The 19,603-nt window shown below is 38.1% G+C and carries 15 protein-coding genes and 1 riboswitch; of the genes, 3 read left to right on the forward strand and 12 right to left on the reverse strand.

Going from position 1 to position 19,603, the window contains the following annotated elements:
* Window positions 1-64 precede the first annotated feature (64 nt).
* The 6 genes from metH to MHH95_RS02640 form a co-directional block, all read right to left on the reverse strand.
* A complete protein-coding gene (gene metH / locus MHH95_RS02615) occupies window positions 65-3,493 on the reverse strand; it encodes a methionine synthase (protein WP_340726353.1) in 3,429 nt (1,142 codons plus the stop codon).
* Complete coding sequence (locus tag MHH95_RS02620) at window positions 3,486-5,330, reverse strand: bifunctional homocysteine S-methyltransferase/methylenetetrahydrofolate reductase (protein WP_340726354.1); 1,845 nt, start codon at window positions 5,328-5,330, stop codon at window positions 3,486-3,488. The genes metH and MHH95_RS02620 overlap by 8 nt, the downstream gene beginning before the upstream one ends.
* Before the next feature lie 109 nt (window positions 5,331-5,439).
* A riboswitch (SAM riboswitch) is annotated at window positions 5,440-5,537 on the reverse strand.
* A gap of 96 nt (window positions 5,538-5,633) precedes the next feature.
* On the reverse strand, window positions 5,634-7,019 hold the full coding sequence (gene hemG, locus MHH95_RS02625) for a protoporphyrinogen oxidase (protein ID WP_340726355.1): 1,386 nt from the start codon (window positions 7,017-7,019) through the stop codon (window positions 5,634-5,636).
* Window positions 7,020-7,172: 153 nt separating this feature from the next.
* Window positions 7,173-7,664 (reverse strand): chemotaxis protein, encoded by a 492-nt coding sequence (locus MHH95_RS02630; protein WP_340726356.1) that lies wholly within the window; start codon window positions 7,662-7,664, stop codon window positions 7,173-7,175.
* Window positions 7,665-7,764: 100 nt separating this feature from the next.
* The gene (locus MHH95_RS02635; RefSeq protein ID WP_340726357.1) at window positions 7,765-8,610 is read right to left on the reverse strand and encodes a tetratricopeptide repeat protein; all 846 of its coding nucleotides are present in this window, start codon (window positions 8,608-8,610) and stop codon (window positions 7,765-7,767) included.
* 1 nt (window position 8,611) lies between these two features.
* On the reverse strand, window positions 8,612-9,499 hold the full coding sequence (locus MHH95_RS02640; protein WP_191701824.1) for a LysR family transcriptional regulator: 888 nt from the start codon (window positions 9,497-9,499) through the stop codon (window positions 8,612-8,614).
* Window positions 9,500-9,694: 195 nt separating this feature from the next.
* On the opposite strand from MHH95_RS02640, the gene MHH95_RS02645 reads away from it, so the two are divergent.
* Window positions 9,695-10,441 carry an alpha/beta hydrolase gene (locus MHH95_RS02645; RefSeq protein ID WP_191701825.1) on the forward strand — a complete coding sequence of 249 codons (747 nt, stop codon included), beginning with the start codon at window positions 9,695-9,697 and terminating at the stop codon, window positions 10,439-10,441.
* A 193-nt stretch (window positions 10,442-10,634) separates the two neighbouring features.
* Here MHH95_RS02645 and MHH95_RS02650 read toward each other — a convergent pair whose 3' ends face one another.
* The 3 genes from MHH95_RS02650 to groES all read right to left on the reverse strand — a co-directional run bounded on the left by MHH95_RS02650 (window position 10,635) and on the right by groES (window position 14,470).
* Window positions 10,635-12,008, reverse strand: a complete 1,374-nt coding sequence (locus MHH95_RS02650) for an S-layer homology domain-containing protein (RefSeq protein WP_340726358.1) — start codon at window positions 12,006-12,008, stop codon at window positions 10,635-10,637.
* Window positions 12,009-12,436: 428 nt separating this feature from the next.
* Window positions 12,437-14,068 carry a chaperonin GroEL gene (gene groL, locus MHH95_RS02655; protein WP_191701827.1) on the reverse strand — a complete coding sequence of 544 codons (1,632 nt, stop codon included), beginning with the start codon at window positions 14,066-14,068 and terminating at the stop codon, window positions 12,437-12,439.
* Between the two features lie 117 nt (window positions 14,069-14,185).
* Window positions 14,186-14,470, reverse strand: a complete 285-nt coding sequence (gene groES, locus MHH95_RS02660; protein ID WP_191705257.1) for a co-chaperone GroES — start codon at window positions 14,468-14,470, stop codon at window positions 14,186-14,188.
* A gap of 274 nt (window positions 14,471-14,744) precedes the next feature.
* On the opposite strand from groES, the gene MHH95_RS02665 reads away from it, so the two are divergent.
* On the forward strand, window positions 14,745-15,473 hold the full coding sequence (locus MHH95_RS02665; RefSeq protein ID WP_340726359.1) for a CPBP family intramembrane glutamic endopeptidase: 729 nt from the start codon (window positions 14,745-14,747) through the stop codon (window positions 15,471-15,473).
* Window positions 15,474-15,579: 106 nt separating this feature from the next.
* Here the strand turns inward: MHH95_RS02665 and tatC are convergent, their stop codons facing one another.
* The 3 genes from tatC to MHH95_RS02680 all read right to left on the reverse strand — a co-directional run bounded on the left by tatC (window position 15,580) and on the right by MHH95_RS02680 (window position 17,361).
* Window positions 15,580-16,401, reverse strand: a complete 822-nt coding sequence (gene tatC, locus MHH95_RS02670; protein ID WP_340726360.1) for a twin-arginine translocase subunit TatC — start codon at window positions 16,399-16,401, stop codon at window positions 15,580-15,582.
* Between the two features lie 16 nt (window positions 16,402-16,417).
* Complete coding sequence (tatA, locus tag MHH95_RS02675; RefSeq protein ID WP_318245232.1) at window positions 16,418-16,645, reverse strand: twin-arginine translocase TatA/TatE family subunit; 228 nt, start codon at window positions 16,643-16,645, stop codon at window positions 16,418-16,420.
* Window positions 16,646-16,728: 83 nt separating this feature from the next.
* Window positions 16,729-17,361, reverse strand: a complete 633-nt coding sequence (locus MHH95_RS02680; RefSeq protein ID WP_191701832.1) for a redox-sensing transcriptional repressor Rex — start codon at window positions 17,359-17,361, stop codon at window positions 16,729-16,731.
* A 214-nt stretch (window positions 17,362-17,575) separates the two neighbouring features.
* Between MHH95_RS02680 and MHH95_RS02685 the strand changes: the two genes are divergently transcribed.
* A complete protein-coding gene (locus MHH95_RS02685; protein ID WP_340726361.1) occupies window positions 17,576-19,516 on the forward strand; it encodes an ABC-F family ATP-binding cassette domain-containing protein in 1,941 nt (646 codons plus the stop codon).
* The last annotated feature ends 87 nt before the right edge of the window (window positions 19,517-19,603 follow it).

Below are 19,603 nucleotides of genomic sequence, written 5' to 3' on the forward strand. Positions count from 1 at the left end.
TTTCATCCTCCAGGTAGCAAAAGCCGCTTCACCCTAACTTCGGTAAAACGGCTCTTGAATCATATTATACGTTGAAGTAGCGTGCATCCGGATGTGCAAATACAATCGCCGATACACTTGCTTCAGGTTCCATCATAAAGCCCTCTGTTAATTGTACACCAATTTTTTCTGGCTTTAATAGGTCAAATAGCTTTTCCTGATCTTCTAAATTTGGACATGCTGGGTAACCAAAGCTGAAACGTTGCCCTTGGTATTTGGCAGCAAACCGGTCACGCATTGTAAAATCTGTCGCATCCGGGAATCCCCATTGGTCACGTATTTCCTGGTGAATACGCTCCGCAAAGCCTTCAGCTAGCTCGAGTGCAGTTGCCTGCAATGCATGGCTCTCCAAAAATTTTCCTGCTTCTTTTAACTCATTTGCCTTTTGGCTGACACCTTTACCTGCTGTCACAACCATTAATGCGATGTAATCCATCTCTCCGCTATCGACCGACTTCAGGTAATCCGACAAGCATAAGAATGGCTCTACTTGCTGGCGCGGGAATGTAAAACGTTGAATTTCTGTTTTCGCATCTTCAGGACTATATACGACTACATCATCACCATCTGATTGAGCAGGGAAAAATTGATACATGCCTGATGCACTTAATACATCACTTTTCAAATATTGATTTACTAAATCATTTAATAAAACAGCACGATCATCCTGGTCAGCTAGCATTTGTTCTAAATTGCCCTTTAACCCTAAATGATGTCCGATTAAAGTACGCATATTTACATATGGGTGTAAATGGGCGATCGAGTAGTCCGGTTTAATATGCGGCACTAAATCTTTCGGCTTCCATACGTCAGCTTCCTTCACTGTGCGAACAGGCTTAACGGCAACAGCCACAGGTCGTGCCGCGCGTTTTGCATCTGATTCTATACGTTTTTCCCGAGATTCACGTAACTCTTCCAACAGTGCTTCACGCTCGTTTACATTCATTAATCGGTTTGCCTGTTCCAACCCTTGCATCGCATCTTTTGAATAAATGACCGGTCCATCATATTGAGCGGCAATTTTTGTTTCCGTAAAGCGCCGCGATAATGCTGCACCACCTACTAAAATTGGCACATCAATTCCTGCTTCTTTAAAGTCCTGTGCTGTAATGACCATTTGCTGAGCTGATTTCACGAGTAATCCTGATAAACCGATAAAATCGGGCTTTTCTTTACGAACAGCTTCAATAAGTTGGGCTGGGGTTACTTTAATCCCTAAATCCACAACACGGAAGCCGTTATTACTTAATATAATATCGACTAAGTTTTTTCCGATATCATGGACATCACCTTTAACGGTTGCTAAAACCATCGTTCCTTTAGTAGAACTCGTATCGCCTTTTTCCATAAATTGCTCTAAATGAGCTACCGCCGCTTTCATGACACCTGCGCTTTGCAGTACTTCGGCTACAATTAACTGGTTTTCATTAAATAGGCGACCAACTTCCGCCATTCCCGCCATTAATGGCCCATTAATGATATCCAGTGGTGCATCAAATTTTTCCAGTGCTGCATTTAAATCTTCAATTAACCCTTCTTTCGTACCTTCTAATATGTAATACGCAAGACGTTCTTCCACTGTCGCCGGTAATTCTTTCACAACTGCATCTTTCTTTTTATCGCGGTAAAAGTCAGTAAATACAGCGAGTGTTTTATCATTTGTATTGAAGATTAAATCATTCGCCAGCTTGATCTCCTCTTCAGGAATCGACGCATAGCGCTCCAGTTTTTCAGTATTTACAATCGCATAGTCCAAGCCTGCTTGTGTACAGTGATATAAGTACACTGCATTTAATACTTCACGTCCAACTGGTGGTAAACCGAACGAAACATTACTTACACCGAGCACTGTTAAGCAGCCAGGTAAATGTTCTTTAATGAGGCGAATCCCTTCGATTGTTTCCTCAGCGGCACCGATATATTGCTCGTCACCTGTACCTACCGGGAACATTAACGGGTCAAAGATTATGTCTTCTGCTGACATGCCCCATTTTTCTGTTAACAACTTATAAGAACGCTTCGCTACTTCAAGCTTTTGCTCACGTGTAATAGCCATTCCAGTTTCATCAATCGTACCGACAACAAGTGAAGCCCCATATTTTTTCACGAGTGGCATAACAGCATCGAAACGCTCTTCTCCATCTTCCAAGTTAATCGAGTTAATAATGGCCTTCCCTTGCGAAAACTTCAGTGCGACTTCCATTACATTTTCATCTGTAGAGTCAATTACAAGCGGCACTTTAACTTTTTTCACAACTTCCTGCATGAAGTTTTTCATATCTTCTACTTCATCACGGTCAGGGTTTGCTAAACAAATATCGATGACATGCGCCCCGTTTTTCACTTGTGCACGCGCAATTTCCGCTGCTTCTTCAAATTTGCCGTCAACAATCAGGTTTTTGAATTTACGAGAGCCGATTACATTCGTACGCTCTCCGATAAATAACGGACGCATAGATTCATCATATTGCAAAGGCTCGATACCCGATACGACATGTCCGTGTGTTACATCTTTCGGCTCACGCGGTTTATAGCCATCTACAGCTTCACGGATCGCCGCGATATGTGCTGGCGTTGTACCACAGCAGCCGCCCACAATGTTCAGCCAGCCTTTTTCTGCGAAGCCTTGCAGTTTTTTCGATAATGAATCCGGCGTTTCATGATAGCAGCCTTCCTCGTCCGGTAAACCTGCATTCGGATAACAGCTAATATAGCCATTCGAAAGTTCCGCCAATGAACGGATATGATCGGTCATAAATTCCGGACCTGTCGCACAGTTCAGGCCGACAGACAACGGTTTAATGTGCTCAATAGATATATAAAATGCTTCGATTGATTGCCCGGCAAGCGTTGTTCCCATCGGCTCAATTGTCCCTGAAATCATGACAGGCAGCTCTTTGCCAAGCTCTTCGAATGCACGGTGAATCGCAATCGTTCCTGCTTTAACATTGAGCATATCCTGGGAAGTTTCCATTAAGAGCAGATCCGCCCCAGCTTCGATTAGCGCTTTTGCCTGTATATAAAAGTTTTCTTCTAGCTCTTCAAAACTAATACCACCTGTTACCGACAATGTTTTTGTCGTTGGGCCGATTGCACCTGCGACAAAGCGGGGCCATTCTGGTGTCGAAAATTCTTCTGCCGCCTCTAGTGCAATTTCAACCGCCCGCTTATTAATTTCAACTGCCTTGTCACCTAAGTCATATTCATCCAATACGAGTGGTGTTCCACCAAACGTATTGGTACAAATAATATCAGCGCCAGCAGCTAAATATTCACGGTGAATTTTGCCTAAAACATCGGGTCTCGTAAGTACCAGGTTTTCATTACAACCATCTAAGTCTTCTCCGCCAAAATCTTCATATGTTAGGTTTTCTGCCTGAAGCATCGTCCCCATAGCACCATCGATGATTAAGATTCTTTTTTGTAATTGCTCATGAATTGGGTGATTATACATTCGACTGAACTCCTTTACTTTCCACATCATATTGTTTTACATAGTTCATTAATTCCAGCGTCATATCATAGCGTAAAAACGGTGTAATTAAATAAATACCGTTAAAGTATTTACATGCCGTATCGAGCAGCTCTTTGGCAATCGCGATTCCTTCTGCTGTCGATGCTTCTTTGTCATCCCCGCAAGCAGCCATGCGCGCAAGTACTTCATCGGACAATTTAATGCCCGGTACTTCATGATGTAAAAATTCCGCGCTGCGTGAAGATGTAAGTGGCATAATCCCGATATAAATCGGTGTTTCCAAATGCTTAGTCGCCTCATAGATTTCGATAATCTTTTCTTTCGTATATACCGGTTGTGAAATAAAGTAATCTGCACCATGCTCGATTTTCTTCTCTAAACGTGCTACAGCACGGTCCAATACACGGACATTTGGATTAAATGCAGCGGCCACCGAAAAATCCGCCTGTTTTCGCAGCGATTTCCCAGTAAAAGAGCTACCTTTATTTAACTGCTTTATAAGTGAAATAAGCTCCATTGACGAAACATCATATACGCTCGTTGCCCCAGGGAAATCCCCCACTTTTGTCGGGTCCCCTGTCACGACCAGAATATCATGAAGTTCAAGTGCATCAAGTCCCATTAAATGTGACTGAAGCCCAATTAAATTGCGGTCACGGCACGTTAAATGCGGCAATGAACGAATTCCATGCTCTTTTAAAATCGCAGCCATCGCGATATTACTGATGCGCGGGGATGCAAGTGAGTTATCCGCCATCATAATGACATCGGCTCCCGCTTTTGCCAGTTGTTTTGCCCCATCGACAAACCCGTCAATTTCCAGATGACGCGGTGTATCAAGTTCCACAATAACAGAACGTTCACGTTTTGCTTTTTCATGGAGTGGCTCTTGCTTACGTGGTTCCGGAATACGGACAAATTGTGTAGACCTGTGTTTTTCTTCTTTCGTTTCAATTGGTTGCATATTCGCTAGACGTTGTTTTACCGCCGCAATATGCTTCGGTGTCGTCCCACAGCAACCGCCAATTAAACGGACTCCTTGATTTACGAGTTCAACGGCTGCACGAGCAAAATAATCGGTTTCCGATTCATAGACAACACGGCCATCTTCAATATCTAATAACGATGCATTTGGATAAGCTGATAAAAAAGCTTTGTTCGGTAAGTTGACCCCTTCAAACGCCTGAATTGTATGGAAAGGACCTAACCGGCAGTTGCTCCCAACAATATCTGCACCTAACCTTTCCAATTCATGAAATGCTTCATTTAAAGACATTAAATTTTGAAGGATACCTGGTTCCTGCATCGTCACTTGGGCAATGATCGGTAAATCGGTCATTGATCGTAATAGGTGAACACAATGTGATAATTCTTCAAAGTCGTAATACGTTTCCAATAAGAAGCCATCCGGTTCACCAGCTAGTAATACTTCCACTTGCTCTTGAAAGGCATTTAAGATTTCATCTAATGTTGCATCACTTTTTCGAATCCCTCGAATGCCACCGATTGTTGCCAGAACATACTGCCCCCCCGGAGCAGCTGCACGCTTCGCAATCTTCAGCGCAGCTTCGTTAAATTCCTTTACTCGATTTTCAAAACCATATCGAGCTAACTTGATCGCATTCGCTCCATATGTATTTGTTTGAATAATATCTGCACCTACAGCAATATATTCACTATGAATTTTCTCGATAATTTCTGGTCGTGCAATATTCATTTCCTCATGGCAGTAATCCAACCCATAGGAATAAAGTAAAGTTCCAATTGCTCCGTCCGCCGTTAAAACGCGTGTTTTTAAATCTTGTAGTAAACCCAATTATTTCACTCCATTATTCACAGTATTTTCAGTATATTTTTAATACAAAAAAGCCTTCTTTCACTAAGCAAAAGAAGGCTTGATAGTTGTCAGTCGTCAACTTAATCCCTTCTCATCTTCTGGCTATCGCCACTGGATTTAGCACCTGACATAATGTTGGTTGCTGAAGTTTCAACGGGCCAGTCCCTCAACTTCTCTCGATAAGAAATTTTATGAATTTTTCTAAAAATTTAAAATTATTTAAGCTATCATATCGTTATCTAAATAAGACGTCAATACCCTTTAGCCTAATAAAGTATTTCTTTACATAATTCGTGCAATAATTTGTTCCGCTGTTTTTTTACCGTTTTGAATACAAGCACCGATCCCTACCCCAAAGTATGAACATCCAGCTAAAAGCAGATTCGGATAGTGCACTTCTAAATAGTCGATAACTTTAGATAACGCTTCATTATGTGCTAAATCATAGCGAGGCATCTGATTAATCCATTTCGTTACATTTACGACGGTTGGTTTCGCTTCAATACCTAAACTTAAGCGAATATCCTCCATTGCGACTTTCTCCAACTCTTCATCAGACATGGCTGCCAGTTCTTCATAGCGTGGATTAATATTTTTATAAAATAAACGAACGAGCAGATTCCCTTCTGCTGAAGTATGCTTCCATTTACGACTTGTCCATGTAGATGCATTACATACTAAATCACTATTATGGGAGACGATAAAACCTGTACCATCTGCTGGTAAAACACTATCCGGTACATCAAAGCCAACATACATCGTTAATGCAGATGCTGTTGTAAACTTTTCTAACTGTCCATCTAATTTTTCGTCTTGCAATACAGTACGTACTGTATTATTCGGTACAGCAAGGACCACAATATCCGCGATAATCGTTTCGTCCTCTAATACAACTTTATACTGTTCCCCTACTTTTTGTATTTGCTCAGTTGCGGCCTTTTTTATGAATTCCACTTCCGGCAATTGCTCTTCAAGGCGGTCAATTAATGAAGATAACCCCTTCTCGAAAGAAATAAATTTCTTATCCGCTGCTTTTTCAAACTGCTCGCGATTAGCTTCAAAACCTTTCATAATCGACCCATAATTATTTTTATAATCGACTAAATACGGTAATGTTGAAGCTAAGCTCAGCTGGTATAAATCTCCCGAATATACCCCTGCCAATACAGGAGCAATTTGTTTTCGCACTATTTCTTCCCCTAAAAAATATTCCAAAAATGCACCGATGGAACTTTCCTTCGTAAATTTTGTATTTGGAATGTCTATATCCTTTAATGCTCTTTTCTTTCCTTCTTCTGAAATTAACGTGCTCGACATAAGTGATTCCACGCTCATTGGAATCCCGAATGTTGACCCCGCGGGAATAGCATGTAGCTCATTATTAGTATGAATGTAGGATATACCTGTTTCGTTATAAACAAGCTCCGAATCAAAGTTAAGCTCTTTTACGAGCTCTAGGACATTTGGATGGCGGGCCACAATGGAATCCGCGCCGGTTTCCATAATAAACCCTCCTTCATGTACGGAATGTATCTTTCCGCCTAAATAGGGATTTTTTTCGATTAATACTAATCTTGCTTCGATATTCTTTTCATGCATTTGGTTTTTTAAATAATGCATCGTACACAATCCGGTAATTCCGCCACCTACTACAACTACAGTTTTCATATTAATTCGCTCCTATTTCGTTCACTCTCTCCTAACAGTATAATCTTTTTCGTTCAAAATATGGTCATAACGATATTACAATTTTCTAAATTTATATTGAATAAAAAAAACACAAACCTCCTCTGGTTATTTGAGAAAGTTTGCTTCATAGTTCTATTTAAAGGATAATTGCTGTGTCAGTGAAATAATCTCCGCTTCCAACGAAGCAGAACGTTTATCAAAATAACGTATGCGTTCTAAACTACGATTTTCGATATGTTTATTGGAATCTAACATATTAATAACATCACATGTGAAAAGTTTTAACGTACGGAAACCCGATTCAATTTTCCTTACTTCTTTTCCAAATGTTAAAGCCGTGTTATCAGTAGTTTTACCTTTTTTTATTTCGATAATATTTTTATTAATGAGATGATCAATCTCATTATAACGATCTGTTTGTTTATACGTCATCATTTGGATTCTTTGATTATATTTTATGACATCTTTATTATCTAATCCAGTTTGGACATATTCCCTTAAATATTCAACAATTGTACAAAGCATTGTTAAGTTTTCCCGTTGCTCCAATAGAATTTGCTGTAGTTTTTGAATAACATCTTCATTGTCATTAGAAGAGATATGCGGTACGGCAAACATGAACATAAAAATTCCCCTCCTTATCACTTTTCCCTATTGGTTATATTCCCAAGTTTACTGGAAAATTAAACATATAAATTACTAAGAAGTATAACTAAATTCCATCCTATTCGTTAAGGTTTTCAAGGCTTTTCAATTTTTCATGCCACTTAGCAGCTTCTATAGAATTTGTTTTTTCATAATAGTCTACTACCCTTTTTGTAGCTTCGATATCCCCTAGTATACTGGCCTGCTTATAATAAGTCATGGCTCTGTCTACATCCTGCATGACGCCATGGCCATGCTCATAGCAATAACCTAAGTTATAAATCGCATCGACATGGAAATGCTCGCCCGCTTGTCTAAACCAGTTGACTGCTTCTCTATCGTTCTGCTGCTGGTTAAGTTCCCCTGAATAGAAAACCATACCTAGGCGATATTTAGCCTCTACATATTGAAGATCGGCACTGCGCTTATAATAGTCCAAAGCTTTGGATGCATTACATTCGGTTCCCAAACCTTGTTCATACATAATTCCCAGTGTATACATCGCTTCTGGTACCCCGAGCTCCGCTGCTTTTTCAAACCAAAAGAACGCTTTTTCCTCGTCAACTTCTGTAGCTTCACCATTGAAGTACATATCAGCTAAATTATTCATAGCATCACTGTGACCTAATTGTGCAGCACTTTTATACAAGGATAAAGCTTGATGCTCACTGCCCTTTCCACCAAGACCTTCAATATAACAGTTCGCTAGCGCATACATCGCCTCTGAATTTTTTCGTTCACTCATCTCATTGAGTAAATCGTACATTTCACCAAAATTACCATATTGTTTATATAATAAAGCAATATTGATTATTGCTTTTTCGCTACCTTTTTCCGCTAACTCGAATTCCTGTAACCAAATCGCTAAATTGTCTACTTCCCGTTCCTTAAGCCACACTATAAATTTTGCATACTTGTCCATCATTTCAAACTTCCCTTTGCTGAAAATAATCTAATAAATATTGTCTAAATTCAACAACAGCAGGCGGTAGATAGCGGTTTTTTGCCCAAGAAACACCAACAGAACGATAGCATGGAGGCTCTACCTTTAACCTCTTTACCTTATAATGGTCAAGCCCTTTAATATTTGGAATGAGGGAAATACCCATCCCCGCGCCTACAAATCCCGCAACAGTATGCATTTCTTCAGCAGCAAATGTTGTATTAAGTTCAATTCCCGCATCTAAAAAAAATTCATCGACTAACTGTCGTAGCGAGTTGCCTTTTTTTATTGCGATAAATGGTTCATTTTTTACTTCATCTAGTTTTACGGATTCCTGCATAGCTAATGGATGTGTTGTCGGAACAATTACGAAAAGTTCCTCGACAAATAATTCCTCAGTTTCTATTTCAATTACCTTTGATTCTATTTTTTGAGATAGGCACAAATCAATAGCCCCTTCTTCTAGTCTTTTCATTAAATTTAGTGAAGTAGCCTGTGTTAAAGAAAAATGCATATTTGGAAAAGCCGAGCTTGTTGAAGCGATTAATTCGGGAACTACTTCCATACCGAGTGTATGAATAAAACCAAATGATACTTCACCTGAACCTGGCTTAATAATATCTTCAAATTCCTCTTTAATACGATCATATTCATCTAAAATTACATTTACACTTTGCAAAAAAAGCTCACCAAATCGATTTAAATAAATCGAACGACCTTCACGGTTAAAAAGTGGCACACCGAGATGCTGTTCGATGTTCGCAATTGATTTACTTAATGCTGGCTGGGAAATAGCTAAAACTTCTGCCGCACGTGTCATATGTTGCATTGTAGCAACGGTTTTGAAATATTGAAGCTGTTCAATCTCCATAATTCAACCCCCACATTATTCATAACTTTTTCGAATCAAAACAATAAGAATAATAAATTGTACTTATATATCTATACTCTTTATAATAAGCGATAGCAGCAAGTTTTCATAACAAAAATAATTTAAAATTTCAATAGTTTTTATAAATTTTTATAAAATGGACATAATTAATTTTACAAAGGGGTCTAATAGACAATGAAACTCATCGCGCCGAAACCTTTTACAATGGAAGCCGGTAAACGTGCTGTTTTATTACTGCATGGATTTACTGGAAATACAAATGATGTAAAACGTTTAGGAAAATATTTAGCGGATCGTAACTACACAGTTCATGCACCATTATATAAAGGTCATGGCGGTGGTCCTGACTTATTAATCCAATCTCAACCAACTGAGTGGTGGGATAGTGTAATCGAAGGCTATGATGATTTACGTAATCGTGGCTATGAAGAAATCGCAGTAGCAGGTGTTTCTCTTGGGGGCATTTTCTCCTTAAAGCTTGGAGAAGAACGACCAACAAAGGCAATTGTTACAATGTCTGCTCCAGCAATGTCAAAATCGACGGATAGTCTGCAAAATCGAATTGTTGAATATGCGATTAACTATAAAAAGTTATCAGGTACGTATGATGAAACAGTGGATAGCCATACTAAAATTGCTGAACTCATGAAAATGCCTTCTTTAAATTATTTACAGAGTATGATTAATGAAACAAGCGAAAAGTTAAATGTCATTGAAACACCTGTTCATATTTTACGTGGTTTTGAAGATGATGAATATTATTGTGAAAGTGCCGATCTAATTTATAGTTCAGTAAATTCACGAATTAAATCAATTAAAACTTTCATTAATTCCGGACATATATTAACATTAGGTAAAGAACGTGAATTAGTGTTTGAAGAAATTTACCGTTTCTTTGAAGGTTTAAAGTGGAAAGAGTAGAATTACTCGAAGTAAGTGTATTAAGATAAATAGTGTCCCCTTGCAAAAATCCCCGTTTTTGCAATGATATATTTGAAAGACATTCCATGCTCTTCTGGGTGGGAATGTACCCTTTCTTGACGAGTGGAGTTTTATTTACTCGTCACAAAAAACGAGCGCCAAATGGATCCCCGTCCATTTAACGCTCGTTTTTCTATTCTTTTGAATTTGCGAGTACGAGAATTTTTGCTAATTGCGCACGTGTAATATTGCCTTTTGGCGAGAATGTAGTAGCGCTAGTCCCTTGTACAATACCACTATCAAATAAATAAGTAATTGCTGCTTGTGTTTCATAAGCATAGTTCTCGATATCCTTAAATGGAGCAAGTTCTTTTGGTTCAAACTCTTCTCCAGCTAAAGTATTTGATAGGCGCATTAAAACTAAAGCTAGCTGTGAGCGTGTAATATTGCCTTGTGGATTGAAATAGCCATCATTTTCAAGGACTAATCCCGCTTCATATGCTGCAGCAATTTCATTTTGTGTTTGCTGAGCATAATGGCTAATGTCTTTAAATGGGGCAGGTTTTGTTGCCTTTAATTCAAAAGCACGTGAAATAACCGATAATACTTGGGCACGTGTCATATTTGCATTCGGCTTAAAAGAACCATCTTGGAACCCACTCATAAAGCCTTGAGTATAAGCGATATCAATATATTCTTTACCCCAATGATTTTTAGTATCCTGAAATGGTGCTTCTTTCAATACCTCTTCTGGAGTCATTTCTTCTACTTCTTTAATGATGGAGTTTAAATAATCATTCATCATCTTATCTGCGACCACTTTATAGCCCGCTTCACTTAAATGAATATTTGCAGGGTTAGGAAGGTACGCTTTCGAATCAGCTGCAATTAATTGGGCTACTTCTGAAAAAATACCTTTATTAGTTTCTACTATATTTTTAATTGAATTGTTTATCGTTGTTACAAGCATATTTAATTGTGTTTGGATAACTGGGTCTTGAATAGCGGGAAATGGATTGTAAAGTCCCATTACGATAATATCAACATTCGGATTAATCGAATAAATAGTTTTGAAAATCTTATCATAGTTCGATGATACTTCCTGTACTCCTTTTAAAACACCTGCTGCATCAAATGTAATGCTACCTGTCTCTGAGCGAGTCACATATTTCAATATATCATTTGCACCTACACTTAATGTAATTAGGTCGGCTTCCTGAATTGCCTGTTTAATAGAAGCTGTTTTTTCTGACGGACCATTTAGATCATAAATTGGCTTTGTAACATTTTCAACAATATCGTTTAATACATTTACAGTTGTATAGCCCGGGTAAGAAAACCCTTTGTTAAACTGGATTCCCTCTTGCTCATCCATATAACTTTTAGCGATTAGATCGGCATACCCGAGTCCAATTTCACTATTTTCATTCACCCCTGCTGCTAATGAATCACCAAGTGCTAAATAGTTCAATAAATCACTTTTTTCTTCAGCACTTACCGTTGTAGAAAAAGGCAGTATTAGTTGCAATACCATTAGTAGTACTACAAAAACCGAGAATCTTTTCATCCAATTTCCCCCTTATTATGTAACTTGTTCATATTATAATTTATTGGTTATTAAAAAACAAAATCTTCTTATATTATTTATTTTAGGCTTATAACCATAACATGGTGTTGCTTTTCTAATAAAATTCCACTTTGATTGGTGGGCTGCGGCAAGACAGCGCTAAAGCCACGTGATACGTGTCTTTATCACTGCCTTTATTGCCGTTTGGGAGGCCCACCAATCCCAAAATTTTGCCCTCGTTATAAAGTGAAGTAAAAAACACCTAATCAAGCCGCTTGTGCTATCGCGAGTCGGCAATTTTGTCATCCCCAACTTATGGTGATGAACCTTATTTTAGACAAAAAACATCGTATGACTTCATAATCATACGATGTTTTAACTCCAATTAAGGTTTTCTATATTAATTTCGGATAATGATTAATTACGAATTACATCATCCCTGGCATACCCATGCCGCCCATATCCGGCATACCGCTGCCAGCTGGTTCTGGAATATCTGCAACTACTGCTTCAGTTGTTAAGAATAGTGAAGCTACAGAAGCTGCATTTTGTAATGCTGAACGTGTAACTTTTGCTGGGTCAACTACACCTGCTTCAATCATGTTTACCCACTCGCCTGTTGCTGCGTTAAAACCGATTCCAATTTCTTCACGTTTTAGGCGGTCAACGATAATTGAACCTTCTAAACCAGCATTTTCAGCAATTTGACGTACTGGCTCTTCTAATGCACGTAAAATAATACGTACACCTGTTGCTACATCGCCTTCTACTTGTTCTAATACTTTTTCAACTGCTGCGTATACATTTAGAAGTGCTGTACCACCACCTGATACGATACCTTCTTCTACTGCTGCACGTGTTGAGTTCAATGCATCTTCAATACGTAATTTGCGCTCTTTTAATTCTGTTTCTGTTGCTGCACCAACTTTAATTACTGCAACACCACCAGCTAATTTTGCTAAGCGCTCTTGTAATTTTTCTTTATCAAATTCTGAAGTTGTTTCAGCAAGTTGTGCGCGGATTTGGTTTACACGACCAGCTACTGCATCTGTGTTACCAGCACCTTCAACGATTGTTGTGTTATCTTTTGATACGATAACTTTAGCAGCACGACCTAAAGATGATAAATCAGCTGATTTTAAATCTAAGCCAAGATCTTGAGTAATTACTTGTCCACCCGTTAATACAGCAATATCTTCTAACATTGCTTTACGACGGTCACCGAAGCCTGGAGCTTTTACAGCTACTGCGTTGAATGTACCACGTAATTTATTTACTACTAATGTTGCAAGAGCTTCCCCTTCAACATCTTCAGCAATAATTAAAATTGGACGACCTTGTTGTACTACTTGCTCTAACACTGGTAAAATTTCTTGAATGTTAGCGATTTTTTTATCTGTAATTAAAATGAATGGGTTATCTAGTACCGCTTCCATTTTATCTGTGTCTGTTACCATGTAGTGTGATGCATAGCCACGGTCAAATTGCATACCTTCCACTACATCTAATTCTGTTGTAAAACCTTTTGATTCTTCAATTGTAATAACGCCGTCGTTTCCTACGCGCTCCATCGCATCTGCAATGTATTGACCGATTTCTTCATCCGCTGAAGAGATTGCCGCTACTTGTGCGATTGATTCTTTATTTTCTACTGGACGTGAAATCGCTTGAAGCTCTGTTAATGCAGCTGCAACCGCTTTGTCCATCCCTTTACGAATACCTACTGGATTAGCACCAGCTGTTACGTTTTTAAGACCTTCACGAATCATAGCCTGTGCTAAAACTGTTGCAGTAGTTGTACCGTCACCAGCAATTTCATTCGTTTTAGAAGCAACTTCAGCTACTAATTTTGCACCCATATTTTCAAATGCATTTTCTAATTCAATTTCTTTGGCGATTGATACACCGTCATTTGTAATAAGTGGAGAACCGAATTTTTTCTCTAAAACAACGTTACGTCCTTTAGGTCCTAAAGTTACTTTTACAGCGTTAGCTAATTTATCTACACCAGATGCCATTAATGAACGTGCTTCTTCTGAAAACTTAATATCTTTTGCCATAATTCATTTTCCTCCTAAAATTTGCGATCTATTATTTAAATATATTTTTTATGAAGATGAGCAGCTAGCAAAGTTTAATATGTAAAACTAGCTGCATAATTACGTTTTAATTTGGAATTATCCGACAATTGCAAGTACATCGCTCTCACGTATAATTAAATATTCTACGCCGTCGTACTTCACTTCCGTACCAGAGAATTTAGAGAAGATAATTTCGTCGCCTTCTTTTACGTCAAGCTCAAGACGAGTGCCGTTGTCAAGAACACGACCTGTACCTACTGCCACTACTTTACCAGTTTGTGGTTTTTCTTTTGCTGAGTCGGGTAAAACGATACCAAATGCCGTCTTTTCCTCTACCTCAACAAGTTCGATAATGATGCGATCTCCTAATGGTCTTAACAATTGAAACAACCTCCTAAAGAAATTTTCTTTTTAGCACTCTCAATTGTCGAGTGCTAACACATTTATTAGTTTAATGAATTCTATATTTTTTTGCAAGTATGTGCTTTAAAAAATTTTGTTTTATTGCTAAATTCCTCTACAATAAAGAAGTAATGTATGCTAATGGCTATATCATAATAGTCCTTAGTTAAATGTATAATAAAAAATACGGCATTTCACACGATTTTTGTGTAGAATTTCATGCTGTAACAATTAGAAAGAAGGTTATTAATCCGTGACGTCTACCTCATCTTCTAAGTTTAAAACACAGAAAACTGCATTTTATGTGTTATTAACTTATATCATTTGTCAATTATCAGTCTTATTACTTATATTCATTCCTAGTTTAAAAGATTCCCTTTTACAACTTTTTTCTGGTGTATCTGAGCAAGACCGTATAATTAAATTACAGGCTTGGTGGACAACAATAGCATTTGGGGTCGCATTTGTCGTGAGTTTTATTTTGATCTCCCGCAATAAGCAATTTTGGGATGTTTTTAAAGGGGAAAAAGCGTCGATTGGGTCATCCATCGGTTGGGGGATTATTGGATTTTTCCTCGTATTTTTAGGGCAAACTATTGGAGCGTATATAGAGCTCGCCTTAGGAATTGATATGGGTTCAGAAAATACAGAAGCAATTATGAATGTCACAAAAGTAGCACCTATCATGATTGTTGCTACCGTATTTCTAGGACCAGTTTTGGAAGAACTCGTATTCCGTCGCGTTATTTTCGGTTCAATTATTCAAAATTATAACTTCTGGATTGCGAGCATTATTAGTGCTATCATCTTTGCAGCCATTCATATGGACTTCACTCACATTTTACTTTATACCATTTGTGGTATGATTTTTTCATTTTTATATTATAAAACAAAGCGACTTCTCACACCGATTATCGCCCATATTCTTTTAAATGGGTTCGTGACATTTGTGCAGATGAATGCAGATAAGTTTCAAGTGTAATTTTTCAAACCCGCTATAGATTGAATAGCGGGTTTTTCAATTCCATAAATATGGACTGCAGTATTTTACAATAAAAAAACGCTACCCCTTTTGATAGCGTTTTACCTTAACTATTCATTTGCTCCATTTGTCGACGTTGCTGTTCAAGCAGCTCTTCTACTTGCAGCTCACGTTCACGTTCTTCCTCTTCCAGTATACGTTCCTTTTCGGCCGCTTCGTATTTCCGATAGCCGATACGCGAAATGACAATGCTGATCTCATATAAAATAAAAAGCGGAATCGCAATTATAATATTCGATACTAAATCAGGCGGTGCCAACAGTACTGAAATAACGATTAATACAAAGTAGGCATACTTACGAAACTTTATCATGAGCTTAGGATTAATAATGCCAAGACGGGATATAAACAATGTAACAACAGGCAATTGAAATAGTATACCAAACGGTACTACCAGCTTGATTAAAAAAGAGAAGAATTCGTTAATACCAATTGTTTGTGTAATATTCAAGTCTGCCGATAAATCCGTCATAAAGCGCATAATAAATGGGAATAATATATAGTAGGCAAAGGCAATTCCTCCAATACCTAAAACAAATGCATAAGGGATATACTTCAACGTCGCTTTACGTTCCATTTCATGCAAGCCAGGAGTAATAAAAGCCCATAGCTGATAAAGCAAAAGCGGAGACACAATGACTGCTGCCACAATAAAGGTTACTTGTAAATAAACAGTTAAAGGATCTGCCGGACTAAATGCATTCATGGAAAAACTAGCAGCTAAATCGCTACGTTGAATGTGTCGAATTAGTGGTTTAGCTGTATAAAACCCTATAAAAAGAGCCATTACAAAGAAAATCGCCACGAAAAACAAGCGCTTTCTAAGCTCCTCCATATGTTCAACTACAGTTAATTCTCTTGAATTCATAGTAAGACTTCCTTATTTACTTAACGTCATTTTTTTCATTATCTTTATGTTCAATAACTTTTTTCTTGTTATCAAAATCATCATCGTCATCTGTCAAGCCTTTCGTAGCGCTACGGAACTCGCGTAAAGTAGTCCCCATCGCACGACCTAATGATGGCAATTTTTTTGGTCCAAAAATTAATAAAGCAATAAGTCCAATGATAATTAGGCTCACCGGTCCAATCGCATTTAAATGCACAACCACTATAGCCACCTCCTCTATTATTATGTACATTTTACAGTAATTAACTAGAATTTGCTATTTATAGTAATGTGAACAATTTGTTACTAACCTGAATTTCGCACTAAATAAATAAGTGCCTGTAATTCTACCGATAAATCGATGTTCATTACTTTTAATGTATCGGGTACGGATAATCGTACAGGCGTGAAGTTTAAAATCCCTTTTGCATTCATTTTAACAAGACGGTCTGTCATCATTTGGGCAGATCGTGATGGGACAGTAAGAATGGCTAACTCTGCGCCAAATTCTTCATACATTTCCTCTAAACGATCTGGATGGAATACAGGGATGTCGCTAACTGTCGTTCCTTCAAGAGGTGCTTTCGTATCAAATGCGACAACAATACGTGTATTATGATTTTTTTGGAAATTATATTTTAGTAGACCATTCCCTAGGTTACCGACTCCTATTAACGCGACATTCATCGCTTCGTCCTGGTCCAATGTTTGACGGAAAAACTCTAGCAAATATTGTACGTCATAGCCATACCCCTTTTTACCGAGTGCCCCAAAATAAGAAAAATCACGTCGAATCGTTGCTGAATCTATTTTCATCGCATCACTTAATTCTTGTGATGAAATACGCTTTTTACCTTCATTTGAGAAGTTTTTTAAAAACCGATAATAAAGAGGAAGTCTTTTTGTCGTTGCTTGTGGAATTTTTATATCTGGTTTCACACATTCTCCTCCTATGTACATTTGAAAATTGTTAGGCCAACATTATGTTGGTCATTCAGGTGTTGCTACATAATCCAGCACTCTTTGCCTGAGCTCTCCCTATTTGAGCAGAAGCAAGTTAATCTTACTAAACTACTAGCAACAAGTAAAGTATCCATCGTTGCGTACGATGTTCCCATCCATTAAACTAAATAGGAGAAACTGAGGTGTAAAAATGATTGTCTTACAAGTAAATCAATTATATAAATCCTTTATTACCGATGAAATTTTAAGTGGTGTAAAGTTGGAAGTTCAACACCGTGATCGTATTGCATTAGTCGGTCGAAACGGTGCAGGGAAATCAACGTTATTAAAAATAATTGCTGGGCAAATGAGTTACGACTCAGGTGAAATTATTATTCCGAAAGATATACGACTCGGCTACCTGGAGCAACATGCAGGAATCGATTCAGAACTATCAATTTGGGACGAAATGATGACAATTTTTTCAAGCCTACAAAATCAAGAACAGAAGCTGCGCCAGTTAGAAAAACAAATGGCAGATCCAAGCATCTATGAAAACACTGAACAATATACACGTGTTACTGGAGAATATGACCAATTACAGCATGACTTCAAAGATGCAGGTGGCTACCAATATGAAGCCGATACACGTTCCGTATTACATGGGATGCAGTTTTTTCCTGAGGACTATGATAAGCCGATTCGCTCACTTTCCGGCGGACAACGGACACGCCTAGCCCTTGCGAAGCTTCTTTTATCAAAGCCGGATTTACTGATTTTGGATGAACCGACAAACCATTTGGATATTGAGACATTGTCATGGCTGGAAGGGTATTTAAAAGGGTATGAAGGTGCAATTTTAATCGTTTCCCATGACCGATACTTTTTAGACCAGGTTGTGTCGATCGTTTATGAAGTATCACGAACGAAAGTATCAAAATATGTTGGGAATTACAGTGGTTATTTAGAAGAAAAGGCAAAAAATTATGAGCGGGACTTAAAAATGTATGAACGCCAAATGGATGAAAAATCAAAGCTTGAAACATTCATTCAAAAAAACTTAGCTCGTGCCTCGACAACAAAAATGGCCCAGTCCCGTCGTAAAGTATTGGAAAAAACAAATTGGATGGACTCTCCTGATGGCGATGAAAAAAGTGCGAACTTTGGTTTTACTATTGAGCGTCAAAGTGGAAATGATGTACTATCCATTGATGATTTATCAATCGGCTTCTCCCAAAAGGAAATTTCGACAAATATTCGAATGCGCGTATTTAGGGAAGACCGCATTGCCCTTGTCGGACCGAATGGTGTCGGCAAGTCTACCTTATTAAAAACAATCGTTAAAGATATACAGGCACTTGCAGGAGATATTCGTTACGGTACGAATGTCCAAATTGGCTACTATGATCAGGAACAGGCAAAACTCCATTCCAATAAATCTGTATTAAGTGAACTTTGGGATGAATGGCCATTATTAAACGAAAAAGATATCCGCAATATTTTGGGGCGCTTCCTTTTTAGTGGCGATGACGTGGCGAAATCTGTAAACTCACTGTCCGGTGGCGAAAAAGCACGTCTTGCACTGGCAAAATTAATGATGCAAAAATCTAACTTTCTTGTACTAGATGAGCCTACAAACCATTTGGACTTAGACAGTAAAGAAATATTGGAAAATGCATTAATCGATTATCCAGGGACGCTTCTTTTCGTTTCACACGACCGTTACTTCATTAACCGGATCGCAACTAAAGTTATTGAACTATCCAGCACAGGTTCTTTTGAATATTTAGGAGACTATGACTATTATTTAGAGAAAAAAGAAGAACTTCAAGAGCTGGCTGCTATGCAAACACCTGCAACTGAAAAAAATGCGGCAGAAAAAAATACTCAAATGAAATCGACATCTATGATTGATAAAGATACGAAAAAGAGAGAACGCCAAATTCGCCGTGCTGTCGAGGAAATCGAAGTAAATATGGGTGCATTGGCTGACACTATTGCAACATTTGAAGAGCAACTTTGTGATCCTGCCATTTACTCAGACCATGAAAAAACATTATCGATACAATCTGAATTAAATGAAGTAAAGCAGCAACACGAGGAACTTGAGATGGAATGGCTTGAACTAAATGACGAACTAGAACAACTATAGTAAAGGAGTGTCCAAAAGAAATTTTGGGCACTCTTTTTTACTGTAGCCTCTTTTGTAAGTAACTCTAGTTCTCATTATTATTGTATA

Source organism: Solibacillus sp. FSL K6-4121, assembly GCF_038002585.1.
Taxonomy (GTDB): Bacteria; Bacillota; Bacilli; order Bacillales_A; family Planococcaceae; genus Solibacillus; species Solibacillus faecavium.

Coding starts and splice junctions, on each gene's coding strand:
- MHH95_RS02650 (WP_340726358.1), bottom strand. CDS start 12,008: ATGAAAAGATTCTCGGTTTTTGTAGTACTACTAATGGTATTGCAACTA.
- MHH95_RS02630 (WP_340726356.1), bottom strand. CDS start 7,664: ATGTTCATGTTTGCCGTACCGCATATCTCTTCTAATGACAATGAAGAT.
- tatC (WP_340726360.1), bottom strand. CDS start 16,401: ATGAATTCAAGAGAATTAACTGTAGTTGAACATATGGAGGAGCTTAGA.
- MHH95_RS02635 (WP_340726357.1), bottom strand. CDS start 8,610: ATGATGGACAAGTATGCAAAATTTATAGTGTGGCTTAAGGAACGGGAA.
- hemG (WP_340726355.1), bottom strand. CDS start 7,019: ATGAAAACTGTAGTTGTAGTAGGTGGCGGAATTACCGGATTGTGTACG.
- groL (WP_191701827.1), bottom strand. CDS start 14,068: ATGGCAAAAGATATTAAGTTTTCAGAAGAAGCACGTTCATTAATGGCA.
- metH (WP_340726353.1), bottom strand. CDS start 3,493: ATGTATAATCACCCAATTCATGAGCAATTACAAAAAAGAATCTTAATC.
- MHH95_RS02645 (WP_191701825.1), top strand. CDS start 9,695: ATGAAACTCATCGCGCCGAAACCTTTTACAATGGAAGCCGGTAAACGT.
- MHH95_RS02640 (WP_191701824.1), bottom strand. CDS start 9,499: ATGGAGATTGAACAGCTTCAATATTTCAAAACCGTTGCTACAATGCAA.
- MHH95_RS02685 (WP_340726361.1), top strand. CDS start 17,576: ATGATTGTCTTACAAGTAAATCAATTATATAAATCCTTTATTACCGAT.